Here is a 14,071-nt window from a genome sequence, read left to right as displayed (position 1 = left end):
GTGCAGTTTCTGACGCTTGCGCTCGCGGATGCCATCTGGCGACGCGGGCGCCTTGCCCCTGCGTGGTTTGCCCACGACAATGACGTGGATCAGGGGTGACCGTCCCGCGGCATGACGGGCGGCACCCGCCGAGGAGGAACACCCGATGAAGATGACGCGCCTTGCGCTGATGCTTGGCGGCTATGCCGTCATGGCCAGTCCGGCCGCCGCCTATTCCGTCTACGTCAGCAACGAGAAGGACAACACCGTCACGGTCATCGATTCGACGACCTGGGAGGTGACGAGCACGATCAAGGTCGGCCAGCGTCCGCGCGGCATCACCGTCTCGCCCGACGGCAAGGAAGTCTATGTGGCGGTCGGCGACGACGACAGCGTCGAGGTCATCGACACGGCGACCAACGAGATCACCCACACCCTGCCGTCCGGTCCCGATCCGGAGCTGTTCATCCTGCATCCCTCGGGCAACCCGCTCTACATCGCCAACGAGGACGACAACCTCGTCACCGTGGTGGACGTGAAGACCCGCCAGCCGATCATCGAGATCCCCGTCGGCGTGGAGCCCGAGGGCATGGGCATCAGCCCCGACGGCAAGTTCGTGGTCAACACCTCCGAAACCACCAACATGGCCCACTTCATCGACACCGAGACCCACGAGATCGTGTCCAACGTGCTGGTCGACAGCCGGCCGCGCATCGCTGTGTTCAAGTCGGACAACACCGAGGTCTGGGTCTCGTCGGAAATCGGCGGGACGGTGTCGGTGATCGACGCCGCCGCCCGCGAGATCAAGCACAAGATCACCTTCGCGGTCGATGGCGTGCGCTCGGAGGCGATCCAGCCGGTGGGCGTCCGCATCACCAAGGACGGCAAGAAGGCCTATGTGGCGCTCGGCCCGTCCAACCGCGTCGCGGTGGTCAATGCCGAGACCTACGAGGTCGAGAAGTATCTGCTGGTCGGCCAGCGGGTCTGGCAGCTCGCCTTCACGCCGGACGAGAAGTTCCTGATCAGCACCAACGGCGTTTCCAACGACGTGTCGATCATCGACGTCGCTTCCGACGAGGTGATCAAGTCGGTGGGCGTCGGCAGCTACCCCTGGGGCGTCGTCGTCAAGCCGGACTGATCCTGCAGCTCCGGGGCGGCGCCGTCCGGCGCGGCCCCGTCACCATGGGAGCCGGAGGCACGGGTGTCCGCCCTGGCGTCCGGCTTCGACATGTCGCGGATGATCTTCCGCATCGGGCGGGCAACGCCTGCGCGATGGTGATAGGATCGGCCCCGGCACGAAGATCAAGAAGCAGGACAGGTGAAACATGTCTGTGAAGTCTGGAAAGACGCTCGTGGCCGCAAAGCTTGCAGCAATCTTGCTCGCAGCGGTCAGTTTCACGGGACCGGCGATGGCCTTCGGCGATCCGGATGATCCGAACTGGCCCTGCCAGCAGCGCAAGGTTCCCGAACTGTCGCTCGGCGCGGTCTGGACCGGACCCGACATCTCCGCCCACACGGCCACATGGCGCGACGACAAGGAAACGCGCGATCTCGTCGGCCTGCTGGCGGCGCGGCGCACCACGCTGGACGAAGCGCAGGCGGCGATCGACGCCTTTGCCGAACGCGCGGCCGGCGCGCGGAACGAGAAGATGATCTCGCTGTTCGCGGGGCTCTACTCCACCCTCGACATCGAACGCTCCGACGTGATGAACGGCATCGACCGCTTTGCCCGCAAGCAGCGCGAGATGGCCGCCGAACTGCGCAAGCGGACATCGGCGATCGACAAGATGCGCGACGCGCCCGATGCCGATCCGATGGCGATCAACGCCGCCTATGACGAACTCAACTTCGAGACCCGCGTCTTCGGCGACCGCCAGCGCTCGCTGACCTTCGTCTGCGAGGTGCCGGTGATCATCGAGCAGCGCACCTTCCGGCTCGGCAAGATGATCGCGGACAAGATTTCGACGGACTGAGCGGGGAGTGGCAGGCTTGCGCGGCGAAAGCTTCGCAGGGCTTGATCGCGGGTATCCGATTCAGCCTGCGGGACGAGCCGGCGCACCCGGCCTCGTCCTTCGAGACGGCCTGTTCCAGGCGTCCTCAGGATGAGGCCTCCGAGAGTTTGCCTGTTTGATCACAGGCACTTGCTCTTTCGCTCACCCTGAGGAAGCCGCAAGGCGGCTGTCTCGAAGGGCGAGGGAAAGCCCCAGCGTTGGCACGACATACGTCCTGAAAAATACCCGGCCCGGATCTCATGCGTGCATCGATGAATCCGGACACATCAGGATTCATCGAGGTTACGGCCTGACCAGCCGGCGCCCGGTCGGGCGCGTCCTCACCCAAAGCCGCCCCTCCGGTCGGAAGTTGGCGCGTTTCGCTCTCAATCCTCGGCGCGGCGCATCCAGGGGCGGGTGCCGGCGGGGGGCTCCTTGCGGAAGGCGGGCTGGTAGTAGCGCTTCACTTCCGGGTCGCGGCCCGATTCCAGCGCCCGCCGGGTCGGCTCGTTGCGGATCTCGAAGGTGGTGAAGCCGACGCGGCGCATGTAGCCGATCTGGTCGATCAGAACGTCGCCGACGGCGCGCAGGTCTGCGGCAAAACCGTATTTGTCGCGCAGCAGCGTCGCCTGCGAATAGGCGCGGCCATCCACGAATTTCGGAAACACCAGCGCGATTGCCGGCAGGCGGTCGAGATAGGGCACGAGGTCGGCGACCTTCTCGCCCGGCTCGATCCGCACGCCGATCGCGCGGTTGTCGCCGGCCAGCGCCTCGGCCTCGGCGAGGAAGCGGGTGAGCGACAGGAACACCCGCCCCTCGGCCGGAATCTCCTCGTCGCTGACGAGATGGCGCCAGTCGTCGGCCACGAAGGCGCCGTCACGGTAGACGTCGGTGGCGCTCGGCGTCGCGGCGGAGACCGCCTTCGGTTCGGAGATGGTCGGGATCGCAGTCATGACAGGCGTTGGTTCCGCTCGGAAAGGCTGAAGGTCGGGCGAGGTTAGCACACCCGGGCCGTGAAATCGCGCAAGGGGCCACGGCGGATGCCGGGCCCCTCCGCGCAGACGTGTCAGATGCCGCTGCCGTCCAGCTCGCGGCCGACGAGGCCGAGATGGATGCCGCATTCGGTCTTGGCCGCGCCGCGCCAGCGTCCGGCGCGCTCGTCCTCACCCTCGGCCACGCGGTCGGTGCAGGGCATGCAGCCGATCGACAGGAAGCCCTCGGCCACCAGCGGATGGGCCGGCAGGTCGTGCTTCGCCCGGAAGGCCTTGATCTCCGCCGACGACCAGCCCGCGAGCGGGTTGACCTTGATCCGCGTGCCTTCCGCCTCGAACAGCTGGAGCTTCGACCGGGTCTCGGCCTGAAAGCGCTTGCGACCGGTGAACCAGGCCGAGAAGCCCTCCATGGCGAAGGTGAGCGGCTCGACCTTGCGGATGTGGCAGCAGGTGTCGTTGTCGCGCAGCCACAGGCCGCCGTCCGGATCGACCTCGGCCAGCCGCGCCGGCACCGGCTTGATCGAACGCACGTCGGTGAGGCCGAACAGGTCGACCAGCTTGTCGCGGTAGCGCAGCGTCTCGCCGAACAGCTTGCCGGTGTCGAGGAAGACGACGGGCACGTGGCGGTCGATGTCGGCGACCAGCTTCAGCAGCACCGCCGATTCCGCGCCGAAGCTCGACACGAGCGCGATCTCGCCGGGGAAGATGTCGTTGAGCGCCGCGTCGATCGCCTGCTCGGCGGTGGCGTTGGCATAGCGTGCCGACAGGTCGCGGGCGCGCGCCTCGGCGGCCTCGTCGGGGTCGACGTCGAGTTTCAGGGCGTCAAGGGCCATAGAGCGCCTCCTTGAACGGGGCTTCGCCGACCCGCCGATAGGCATCGAGGAACGGCTCGTCCGGTCCGCTGCGCAGGCCGAGATAGGTGTCGACCACCTTCTCGATGGCATCGACGATCTCGTCGGTGGCAAAGCCGCGGCCGATGATCTCGCCGATCGAGGCGGTCTCGTCGGGCGAGCCGCCGAGGGTGATCTGGTAGAATTCCTCGCCCTTGCGGTCGACGCCGAGGATGCCGATGTGGCCGACGTGATGATGACCGCAGGCGTTGATGCAGCCCGAGATCTTGATCGACAGCGGCCCGATCAGCGCCTGGCGGTCCGGGTCGCCGAAGCGCTCGGAGATGCGTTCGGCAACCGGGATGGACCGGGCGTTGGCCAGCGCGCAGTAGTCGAGGCCCGGGCAGGCGATGATGTCGGTGACGAGGCCGGCGTTGGCGGTGGCGAGGCCGTTGTCCTTCAGCACCGCGTAGATCGCCGGCACGTCGTCGAGCGCCACATGCGGCAGCACCAGGTTCTGCTCGTGGCTGACGCGGATCTCGTCGAAGGCGTAGCGCTCGGCAAGCTCGGCGACCACGTCCATCTGGTCGGCCGAGGCATCGCCCGGAATGCCGCCGATCGGCTTCAGCGAGATCGTCAGCGCGGCGTAGCCCGGCACCTTGTGCGGGTGCAGGTTGCGCTCGGCAAACCGCTTCAGGCCGATGTCGTCGGCCTTGGCGGCCTCCAGCACCGAGGAGCGGGCCGGGCGGTCCTGCGCCAGCGCGGGCATCGCGAAATAGGCCTCGATCCGCGCGACCTCTTCCTCGGGCAGGCGCAGCACGCCGTCCTTGATCCGCTCGAACTCGGCCTCGATGTCCTTCTTCAGGGCCTCGATGCCGGTCTCGTGGACGAGGATCTTGATCCGCGCCTTGTACTTGTTGTCACGGCGCCCGTAGAGATTGTAGACGCGCAGGATCGCGTCCGTGTAGGCGATCAGGTCCTCCTCGGGGAGGAAGTCGCGCACCTCGCGGGCGATCATCGGCGTGCGGCCCTGGCCGCCGCCGACCAGCACGCGGAAGCCGATCTCGCCGGCCTCGTTGCGGCGCACCTCGAGGCCGATGTCGTGGACACGGATCGCGGCCCGGTCATGGGCGGCGCCCGTCACCGCGATCTTGAACTTGCGCGGCAGGTAGGAGAACTCCGGGTGGAGGCTCGACCACTGGCGCAGGATTTCCGCATAGGGGCGCGGATCGGCGACCTCGTCGGCGGCAGCCCCGGCGAAGTGGTCGGCGGTGACGTTGCGGATACAGTTGCCCGAGGTCTGGATGGCGTGCATCTCCACCTCGGCCAGATCCTTCAGGATCGCCGGGATGTCGGCCAGCTTCGGCCAGTTGTACTGGATGTTCTGCCGGGTGGTGAAATGACCGAAGCCCTTGTCGTAGACGCGGGCGACATGGCCGAGCCGGCGCATCTGCGCCCCGTTCAGCGTGCCATAGGGGATCGCCACCCGCAGCATGTAGGCATGAAGCTGGAGATAGACGCCGTTCATCAGCCGGAGCGGGCGGAACTCCTCCTCGGTGAGGTCGCCGGACAGGCGCCGCTCCACCTGGTCGGAGAACTGGGCCACCCGGTCGGACACGAAGGAGGCGTCGAATTCATCGTAGCGATACATGGGGCCGATCCCTCGGACTTGCACGGGCAGCACAGCCCGCAACAGATATGAATGGCATCTTGCGCGGCCGGATGACGACCGATCGGAACGATGCCCGATCAGGTCACGGGGCGCAGATCGGGGCGGTAGTCGGACTTCACGGTCGGCCCGTCGGCGCGGATGCGCTCGCGCAGGCGCTTCGGCACGACACGGCCCTCGGCGACCACCACGTCGATCGCCTCGACGCCGACCAGGACGCAGCGCGCCACATCCTCGGCCGCCGCGGCCAGCGCCGCCTCGACCGCGGCCTTGTCCTCCAGCACGCCGGCCTCGTCCACATGGACCGACCAGTCGCCCGACGCGGTGCGGAACACGACGTCGCCGGTCACGAGATGATTGCCGGTGAGGATCTGCTGCATGATGTCCCGTGTCGCTCGGCGTTGGCGGATCTTGCCGAGGTTATCCCGGCTGTCACTGAGGTAATCCATGGCGCACGGTTTTGCGCCGACGGACTTTCCAATTCCACACATCGGAGGGAAAAAGATTTCCGTCTGGAACCGTTCCAGGGAAATGATGGCATGTTCTGGTCAAGAGAGCCTTGTCGCCGGCGAATTTTTTCCGCCGTCACGCCTCGTTCCGGCAGATCCGGGCCGGCCTTCGCTCAGCCCCGTCCCGGCAGCGACAGGCCGGCGGCGGCGATCCAGCCGAGGCCCTCGACGGTGCCGGCGCGTGGCCGGTATTCGGCGCCGACCAGCCCGTCGTAGCCGGCCGCCTCCAGCGCCTTCAGCACGAAGCCGATGTTGACCTCGCCGTCGTCCGGCTCGGCACGGGACGGCACGGCCGCGACCTGCACATGGCCGATGGCGTCCCCCACCTCGGCTAAACGCGAGACGAGATCGCCGCCCATGATCTGCAGGTGGTAGAGATCGGCAAGGATCTTCAGCGCCGGGCTGGAGACGGTGGCGACGATGGCATCCGCCTCTTCCAGGCTGGAGAGGAAATAGTCGGGCGCGTCGCGGTGGTTGATCGGTTCGATCAGGATCGTGAGACCCTTGTCCTCGGCGATCTTCGCCGCGTGGCGCAGATTCTCGATATAGGTGTAGCAGGCCTCCTCGTGACGGTCCGCGGCGACGATGCCGGCCATCACGTGGATCATCGGGCACTCCAGCGCCTCGGCATAGGCGACGGCCTTCGCAAAACTCTCGCGGAACTCCTCCTCGCGGCCCGGCACCGCGGCAAGGCCGAAGTCGCCGGCGTCCACGTTGCCGCGCGGGGTGTTGATCCCGGTGAGATCCAGCCCCGCCTCCGTGAGCTTCACCCGCAGCATCTCCACCGGATGCTCGTAGGGCCAGTGGCACTCCACCGCGTCGAATCCCGCCGCCGCCGCCGCCGCGAAGCGATCAAGGAACGGCAGGTCGGGGAAGAGGAAGGAGATGTTGGCGGTCAGGCGGAAGGGCATGCATGGATCCTGCGCGACGGCATCAGGCGCGCAGGATTACGCGGGGATGGGAGGGCGGGGCAAGGGAGCAGGCCGCGAGGCGGACGCGGCGGCGACGGCCGGCCCCGCGGACGTGCGCGCCACCGCATGTCCGCATCACCCCTCCCGCTTCTTGCGCGCCAGCTTTTCCCGCGTCCGGCGTGCCGCCCCTTCCTTGACCACCTGCCGCGCCCGGCCGAAGCCCCATGGCGTCGGGCGGGACGTCGGCGGTGATCACCGAGCCGGCGGCGGTGTAGCCGCCGTCGCCGATCGACACCGGGGCAATCAGCGTGGTGTTGGAGCCGACGAACACGCCGGCGCCGATGGTCGTGCGGTGCTTGAACACGCCGTCGTAGTTGCAGGTGATGGTGCCGGCGCCGACGTTGCTCGCCGGCCCGACCGAGGCGTCACCCACATAGGTGAGGTGGTTGATCTTGGCGCCCTCGCCGATGTCGGCGTTCTTGATCTCCACGAAATTGCCGATGTGGGCGGACGCGCCGATCTGCGCGCCGGGCCGCAGCCGGGCATAAGGTCCGATGATGGCGCCCTCGCCCACGGATGCGGCTTCGAGATGGCTGAAGGCGCGGATCGTTGCCCCGTCGGCCACGCGCACGCCCGGGCCGAACACCACATTCGGCTCCACCAGCACGTCGCGGCCGAGCACCGTGTCGGCGGAGAAGAACACCGTGCCGGGGGCCACCAGCGTCGCGCCGTCGCGCATCGCCTCCAGCCGGCGCCGCGCCTGGAAATCGGCCTCGACGGCGGCCAGCTGGATGCGGTCGTTGACGCCCTGCACCTCCACCGCGTCACCCATCACCACCCGGGTGGCAAGGCCGCTTCCGGCGGCAAGGCTGACGGCGTCGGTGAGATAGTATTCGCCCTTGGCGTTGGCGTTGCCGATCTTCTCCAGCAGCGCCAGCGCATGGGAGCCGGAAAAGCCCATGATGCCGGCGTTGCAGAGGCGGATCGCCTTCTCCAGCGGATCGGCGTCCTTTTCCTCGACGATGCGGGCGAGCCGGTCGTTCTCGATGACGAGCCGGCCATAGCCGGTCGGATCGGCCGGCTCGAAGCCGAGCACGGCGACGTCGCGCCCGCTGCCAGCGCGGCGCGGATCGCGGCGACCGTGCCGGGCGTCACCAGCGGCGTGTCGCCGAACAGCACGATGATCTGGCCGGGCTGGCGCTCCAGCGCCGGCCGCGCCGCCAGCACCGCATGGGCGGTGCCAAGCCGCTCGGCTTGCGTGAACAGCGCCGCCTGCGGGAAGCTGCGCCCCACATGGTTGGCCACCGCATCGGCGCCCGCGCCGATCACCACCGCAAGGTCGGTGACGCCGGCCCCGCTCGCCGCATGCAGCACGTGGTCGACCATTGCCCGCCCGGCCACCTCGTGCAGCACCTTCGGACGGGACGAGCGCATGCGCGTGCCCTCGCCGGCGGCAAGGACAATGGCGAGGCAGGTGGCGGCAGCGGTCATGCGGGTCCTCTTCGTTTGCCGTCCGGCCTGCCCCAGGCAGGGGGCGCAAGCGCTGCGCCGGCGGACGTCGTCAATGTCGGTATCGCGGCGGTCCCGTTCGGCGACCGGCCCGGTGCCCTACTGCTACGTCCGCCGGGCCGCCGGTTCAACTGCCCGCGACAGGCCGCGGCCCGTCTTCACTCCGCCGGCACGAATTCCTGCCCGTCCTCACCTTTCTTTCCCGCAACGTTCAGCGCACACTCGCAGATGCGAACACGCGCCCGACCGGCGCGGGAACATTCGCGCCCCCACGGGGTATCACCATGCCGGCGTCGGTCGCTCGTGACCGCGTCGTTCGTCATTCTGGTGCCCGTCTCCCGCGCAAGATCATTCCGGCCTCCTCGCCGGCCGCGTGCAGGAACGACGGTGCCCCGCCGAAGAGAGAATGTGCCGATGGATGTCAAGGTCGCAGCCAGTTCCGCCCTCCAGATCGCCCAGAACGACCCCGACTGGTGGCGCGGCGCGGTGATCTACCAGATCTACCCGCGCAGCTTCCAGGATTCCAACGGCGACGGCATCGGCGACCTTGCGGGCATCACCCGGCGGCTGCCCTATGTCGCCGACCTCGGGGTCGACGCGATCTGGCTGTCGCCCTTCTTCACCTCGCCGATGAAGGATTTCGGCTACGACGTGTCCGACTACCGCGGCGTCGACCCGATCTTCGGCACGCTGGAGGATTTCGACGCGCTGATCGCCGAGGCCCACCGGCTCGGCCTGAAGGTGATGATCGACCAGGTGCTGTCGCACACCTCCGACCTCCATCCGTGGTTCGTCGAAAGCCGTTCGTCGCGCGACAATCCCAAGGCCGACTGGTATGTCTGGGCCGATCCGAACCCGGACGGTACCTGGCCGAACAACTGGCTGTCGGTGTTCGGCGGCTCGTCCTGGGAATGGGACACGCGGCGCTGCCAGTATTACCTGCACAACTTCCTGACCAGCCAGCCGGACCTCAACTTCCACCACACGGAAGTGCAGGACGCGATTCTGGCCGACGTGCGCTTCTGGCTGGAGCGCGGGGTCGACGGCTTCCGGCTCGACACCGTGAACTACTATTTCCACGACCAGCGCCTGCGCAGCAATCCGCCCGTCGACAGCACGCAGAAGGCGGGCGCCGATGCGCCGGAGGTGAACCCCTACAGCTTTCAGGACCATATCTACGACAAGAACCGCCCGGAAAACCTGCGCTTCCTCAAGCGCTTCCGCGCGCTGCTGAACGAGTATCCCGGCGCCACCGCGGTGGGCGAGGTGGGCGACAGCGGCCATTCGATCGAGCTGATGGCGGCCTACACCTCCGGCGGCGACAAGCTGCACATGTGCTACACCTTCGACTTCCTCGGCTATGGCTATGGCCGCGAGTTCATCACCTCGACGGTCAAGCGTTTCGAGGCGGGCTCGGCCGGCGGCTGGCCGTGCTGGGCCTTTTCCAACCATGACGTGGTGCGGCCCGCGACCCGCTTTGCCGGGCGCGCGTCCGACCAGAAGCGGCTCGTCAAGGTGATGGGCAGCCTGCTGCTGTCGCTGCGCGGGTCGGTCTGCCTCTACCAGGGCGAGGAACTCGGCATGACCGAGGCGGAGCTCGCCTTCGAGGATCTGGTCGACCCCTACGGCATCCGCTTCTGGCCCGAGTTCAAGGGCCGCGACGGCTGCCGCACGCCGATGGCCTGGACTGCGGACGCGGTCAACGCCGGCTTCACGGAGGGCAAGCCGTGGCTGCCGGTGCCGGCCGATCACCACGATCTCGCCGTGGACCGGCAGGCCGGCGACGAGAACTCGGTGCACGGCCACTTCCGCAAGTTCCTCGCCTTCCGCAAGTCGCACCCGATCCTCGCCAAGGGCGACGTGGAATTCCTCGAGGCCGAGCACGAGACCATCGCCTTCATCCGCCGCCATGAGGGCCGCGAGATGCTCTGCCTGTTCAACCTCTCGTCCGAGGAGGCGCGCTTCGAACTGTCCCCCGGCGTGACGGTCACGCCCGTGGAGGGTCTCGGCTTTGCCGGCCGGGCGCAGGCGCACACGATCATCATGGAAGGCATCGACGCCTTCTTCGGCATGATCGAGCCGTAAGGCCGGCCGGTCGCGCGGGGCGGCGCTGCAACATGGCGACACGCAAGTTGATTTCGCCGCAGCGTCAACCTGCGCTTAACGTCGTCGCTCGAATTCTGCCGATCCGGCGCGGGATTTAACCCGGCGGTTGCGACCGCCGGGCCATCCTCGCGGCCGACACAGTTTCAGGGAGCGACTACGGCATGTGCGGGATCGTCGGCATCGTCGGCAGGGAGGCAGTGGCCTCGCGCCTCGTCGGATCGTTGAAGCGGCTCGAATACCGGGGCTATGACTCGGCCGGCGTTGCCGCGCTGGATGGCGGCGAGATCCGCCGCGTGCGGGCCGAGGGGCGGCTTGCGGCGCTGGCCGACAAGCTGGAGACGAGCCCGCTTTCCGGCAAGACCGGCATCGGCCACACCCGCTGGGCCACCCATGGCGCGCCCACCGAGGCCAACGCCCATCCGCATGCGACCGAGCGGGTCGCCGTGGTCCACAACGGCATCATCGAGAATTTCCGCGAGCTGCGCGAGGAGATGATCGCCGCCGGCGCCCGCTTCCAGAGCGAGACCGACACCGAGGTGGTCGCCCATCTCGTCGACCACGAGCTCGCCAAGGGCTACGACCCGGTGACGGCCGTGGAGCGGGTGCTGCCGCGCCTCACCGGAGCCTTCTCGCTGGCGATGATCTTCAAGGGCCACGACGACCTGCTGGTCGGCGCGCGGCGCGGCTCGCCGCTGGCGGTCGGCCATGGCGCGGGCGAGATGTTCCTCGGCTCCGACGCCATCGCGCTCGCCCCCTTCACCAGCCGCGTCACCTATCTGGAGGACGGCGACTGGACGGTGCTGACCCGCGAGGGCGTCACCATCCGCGACGAATACGGCGCCACCGTCCACCGGCCGATCCAGATCAGCCAGGCCTCGGCGCTGCTCGTCGAAAAGGGCAACCACCGCCATTTCATGGCCAAGGAAATCCACGAGCAGCCGGAGGTGATCGGCCACACGCTCGCCCGCTACATCGACTTTGCCAATGAGACCACAAAAATGCCGGAGGGCCTGCCCTTCGACTGGACGAAGCTCACCCGCGTGGTGATCTCGGCCTGCGGCACGGCCTATCTCTCCGGCCTTGTGGCCAAATACTGGTTCGAGCGTTTCGCGCGCCTGCCCGTCGACATCGACATCGCCTCGGAGTTCCGCTACCGCGAGGCGCCGCTCGATCCGGGCGGGCTCGCGATCATGATCTCCCAGTCGGGCGAGACCGCCGACACGCTGGCGGCGCTCCGCTACTGCAAGGCGCAGGGGCAGACGGTGGCGGCCGTGGTCAACGTGCCGGAATCGACGATCGCCCGCGAGAGCGACGTGATCTTCCCGACGCTGGCCGGCCCGGAAATCGGCGTCGCCTCCACCAAGGCCTTCACCTGCCAGCTCACCGTGCTCGCCTGCCTTGCGGTCGCCGCCGGCCGGGCGCGCGGCGTGCTGACCGAGACCGACGAGAAGCGCCTCGTTCACGCCCTCACCGAGACCCCGCGCTACATGGCCGAGGCGCTGCGGCTGGAGCCGCAGATCGAGACGCTGGCAAAAACCCTCGGCAAGACGCCGCATGCGCTCTATCTCGGCCGCGGCACCAGCTATCCGCTGGCGCTGGAAGGCGCGCTGAAGCTGAAGGAAATCTCCTACATCCACGCCGAGGGCTATGCGGCCGGCGAGCTGAAGCACGGGCCGATCGCGCTGATCGACGAGACCATGCCGGTGATCGTGATCGCGCCCTACGACCGGATCTTCGACAAGACCGTCTCCAACATGCAGGAGGTGGCCGCCCGCGGCGGCCGGATCATCCTGTTCAGCGACGCCAAGGGCGCCGAGGAAGCGGCGATCGGCACCGTGGAAACCGTGGTGCTGCCCGACATGCCGGCCACCCTCACCCCGCTGGTCTACGCCATCCCGATCCAGCTTCTCGCCTACCACACCGCCGTCTTCATCGGCACCGACGTGGACCAGCCGCGCAATCTCGCGAAATCGGTAACGGTCGAGTAACGTCGTTGGCGGATCTTTCTGGGGACAACCCAGGAAAGGTCACCCCACCCATGAAGGGCGAACGCTGGGCCCCGGAAGCCAAGGGGCCGAAGATCTACTCCCTGCGCGGCGACGTCGACCCCGCCCGCGGGTTCTTTTCCGCCCTCATCGACAAGGTCCGGCGGCCGTCAGGGCCGCTGGAGGCGGAGTTGCATCACGAACGCCATGGCCTGCGGGATCTTCGCCAGAAGGGTGACGCGAAGGTTTGAGTGACCCGGGCAAGCCCTTGATCGGCCTCCTCCTGAGGAGGGCGCTCTTGCGCCCGTCTCGAAGGACGAGGCCGCCCCCGCCCTTCGAGACGGCCCGTACCGGGCCTCCTCAGGGTGAGGGCGGGGAGATTTCGGTTCATGCGCGCGCTGGTCTCAGGCGCCGGCTGCGGCGGAGTCGCCACTATCATCGCCACAAGGTGTCGCGCCCGGCAGCGGCGCGATCACCACCACCGGCCCGGTATCATCCCCGGCAGCGGCGCGATCACCACCACCGGCCCGGTATCATCCCCGGCAGCGGCGCGATCGCCACCATCATCGCCCCCCGGTGTCATCCCCGGCAGCGGCGCGAAGCGCCGATGGGAAGTGATCCAGAAGCCAGCCACCGAACTCAAAAGCCGCCTTCTGGTTCCCCTTCCCTCCCCGAGCTTCGCTCGGCTCGCCGGGGATGACACCCGGAGAGGGACTGATCCGTCCAACGGGCACCGCGCTGGCTGCCACTGTCCCAGGGCGCTCCTGCACCCACGCCACGCGAAACCGCACTTGAACCACAACCTCTCCGATGTTATATTCCAATATAACTTCGGAGAGTGTCATGCACACAACCAATCTGCGCAAGGTCGGCGGCTCGGTCATGCTGGCGGTTCCGCCCGCGCTGCTCGATGTCCTCGATCTGTCCGCCGGCTCGCAGGTCGGCCTCAGCGTCGACCAGGGTCGGCTGGTGGTCGAGCCCCAGCCCCGCCCGCGCTACACGCTGGACGACCTGCTCGCGCAATGCGATCCGGCGGCCGAGATGTCCGACGAGGATCGCGACTGGCTCGGCCTTGAGGCCACCGGCGACGAGCTGCCCTGATGGAGCGCGGCGACATCTATCTCGTCTCGCTCGACCCCACCTCCGGCCATGAACAGCAGGGCACCCGCCCGGTGCTGATCGTCTCGCCGGGCGCCTTCAACCGGATGACGAAGACCCCCGTGGTGCTGCCGATTACCGGCGGCGGCAACTTCGCCCGCACGGCCGGCTTTGCGGTGTCGCTGACGGGCTGCGGCACGGCGACCACCGGCGTCATCCGCTGCGACCAGCCCAGGGCGATCGATATGGGTGCAAGGCGCGGCAGGAAGCTTGAGAGCGTTCCGCAGGAGATCATGGACGAGGTGCTGGGGAGACTGGCGACGATTGTGGGGTAAATGCACTTGAGGAGAGTATTGAATATGTCTCAAATAGGGGAACGGTGAGGGGCCAATCAAAATATTTCCAACATCATTTCTCTTCTCTTCATTCTTAGTGACGAAGGATGTTGCGCGATGCCAATCCACATGCCGTTCCATCGCACAATCCGGGGCA

Annotated in this window: 12 protein-coding genes and 1 pseudogene; 7 read left to right on the top strand and 6 right to left on the bottom strand. The window is 67.8% G+C overall.

Translation table 11 applies throughout. From position 1 onward, the window contains the following. The first annotated feature begins 145 nt into the window (after positions 1–145). Together A6302_RS16330 and A6302_RS16325 are read left to right on the top strand one after the other, a co-directional pair. The gene (locus tag A6302_RS16330; protein WP_069307934.1) at positions 146–1,117 is read left to right on the top strand and encodes a YVTN family beta-propeller repeat protein; all 972 of its coding nucleotides are present in this window, start codon (positions 146–148) and stop codon (positions 1,115–1,117) included. Positions 1,118–1,388: 271 nt separating this feature from the next. Next, entirely contained in the window at positions 1,389–1,952 is a 564-nt protein-coding gene (locus tag A6302_RS16325) for a hypothetical protein (protein WP_083255843.1), read from the top strand. Between the two features lie 404 nt (positions 1,953–2,356). Here the strand turns inward: A6302_RS16325 and A6302_RS16320 are convergent, their stop codons facing one another. From A6302_RS16320 to glmU, 6 genes and pseudogenes are all read right to left on the bottom strand, one after another. Further along, positions 2,357–2,923, bottom strand: coding sequence for a DUF934 domain-containing protein (locus A6302_RS16320; RefSeq protein WP_083255842.1), 567 nt, complete (start codon positions 2,921–2,923; stop codon positions 2,357–2,359). Positions 2,924–3,036: 113 nt separating this feature from the next. Further along, positions 3,037–3,795: a phosphoadenylyl-sulfate reductase gene (locus tag A6302_RS16315; RefSeq protein ID WP_069307932.1), complete on the bottom strand. Its 759-nt coding sequence runs from the start codon at positions 3,793–3,795 to the stop codon at positions 3,037–3,039. Further along, on the bottom strand, positions 3,785–5,443 hold the full coding sequence (locus A6302_RS16310) for a nitrite/sulfite reductase (protein WP_069307931.1): 1,659 nt from the start codon (positions 5,441–5,443) through the stop codon (positions 3,785–3,787). Before A6302_RS16310 ends, A6302_RS16315 begins: the two co-directional genes overlap by 11 nt. Positions 5,444–5,541: 98 nt before the next feature. Beyond that, the gene (locus A6302_RS16305; protein ID WP_069307930.1) at positions 5,542–5,841 is read right to left on the bottom strand and encodes a DUF2849 domain-containing protein; all 300 of its coding nucleotides are present in this window, start codon (positions 5,839–5,841) and stop codon (positions 5,542–5,544) included. Between the two features lie 242 nt (positions 5,842–6,083). After that, entirely contained in the window at positions 6,084–6,881 is a 798-nt protein-coding gene (locus A6302_RS16300) for a hydroxypyruvate isomerase family protein (protein ID WP_069307929.1), read from the bottom strand. 135 nt (positions 6,882–7,016) lie between these two features. Then, positions 7,017–8,372: pseudogene (glmU, locus tag A6302_RS16295) on the bottom strand (bifunctional UDP-N-acetylglucosamine diphosphorylase/glucosamine-1-phosphate N-acetyltransferase GlmU). A 432-nt stretch (positions 8,373–8,804) separates the two neighbouring features. Between glmU and bglA the strand changes: the two are divergent. The 5 genes from bglA to A6302_RS16270 all read left to right on the top strand — a co-directional run bounded on the left by bglA (position 8,805) and on the right by A6302_RS16270 (position 13,914). After that, entirely contained in the window at positions 8,805–10,475 is a 1,671-nt protein-coding gene (bglA, locus tag A6302_RS16290) for a beta-galactosidase BglA (RefSeq protein ID WP_069307928.1), read from the top strand. Positions 10,476–10,657: 182 nt separating this feature from the next. Next, the gene (gene glmS, locus A6302_RS16285) at positions 10,658–12,484 is read left to right on the top strand and encodes a glutamine--fructose-6-phosphate transaminase (isomerizing) (protein ID WP_069307927.1); all 1,827 of its coding nucleotides are present in this window, start codon (positions 10,658–10,660) and stop codon (positions 12,482–12,484) included. A gap of 50 nt (positions 12,485–12,534) precedes the next feature. Continuing rightward, on the top strand, positions 12,535–12,732 hold the full coding sequence (locus tag A6302_RS16280) for a hypothetical protein (protein ID WP_069307926.1): 198 nt from the start codon (positions 12,535–12,537) through the stop codon (positions 12,730–12,732). Between the two features lie 592 nt (positions 12,733–13,324). Beyond that, entirely contained in the window at positions 13,325–13,582 is a 258-nt protein-coding gene (locus tag A6302_RS16275; RefSeq protein WP_069307925.1) for an AbrB/MazE/SpoVT family DNA-binding domain-containing protein, read from the top strand. Then, positions 13,582–13,914 carry a type II toxin-antitoxin system PemK/MazF family toxin gene (locus A6302_RS16270; RefSeq protein ID WP_069307924.1) on the top strand — a complete coding sequence of 111 codons (333 nt, stop codon included), beginning with the start codon at positions 13,582–13,584 and terminating at the stop codon, positions 13,912–13,914. The genes A6302_RS16275 and A6302_RS16270 overlap by 1 nt, the downstream gene beginning before the upstream one ends. Positions 13,915–14,071: the final 157 nt, after the last annotated feature.

Source organism: Methylobrevis pamukkalensis (assembly GCF_001720135.1).
Classification (GTDB): Bacteria; Pseudomonadota; Alphaproteobacteria; order Rhizobiales; family Pleomorphomonadaceae; genus Methylobrevis; species Methylobrevis pamukkalensis.
This window is presented reverse-complemented; position numbering and strand designations above follow the sequence as displayed.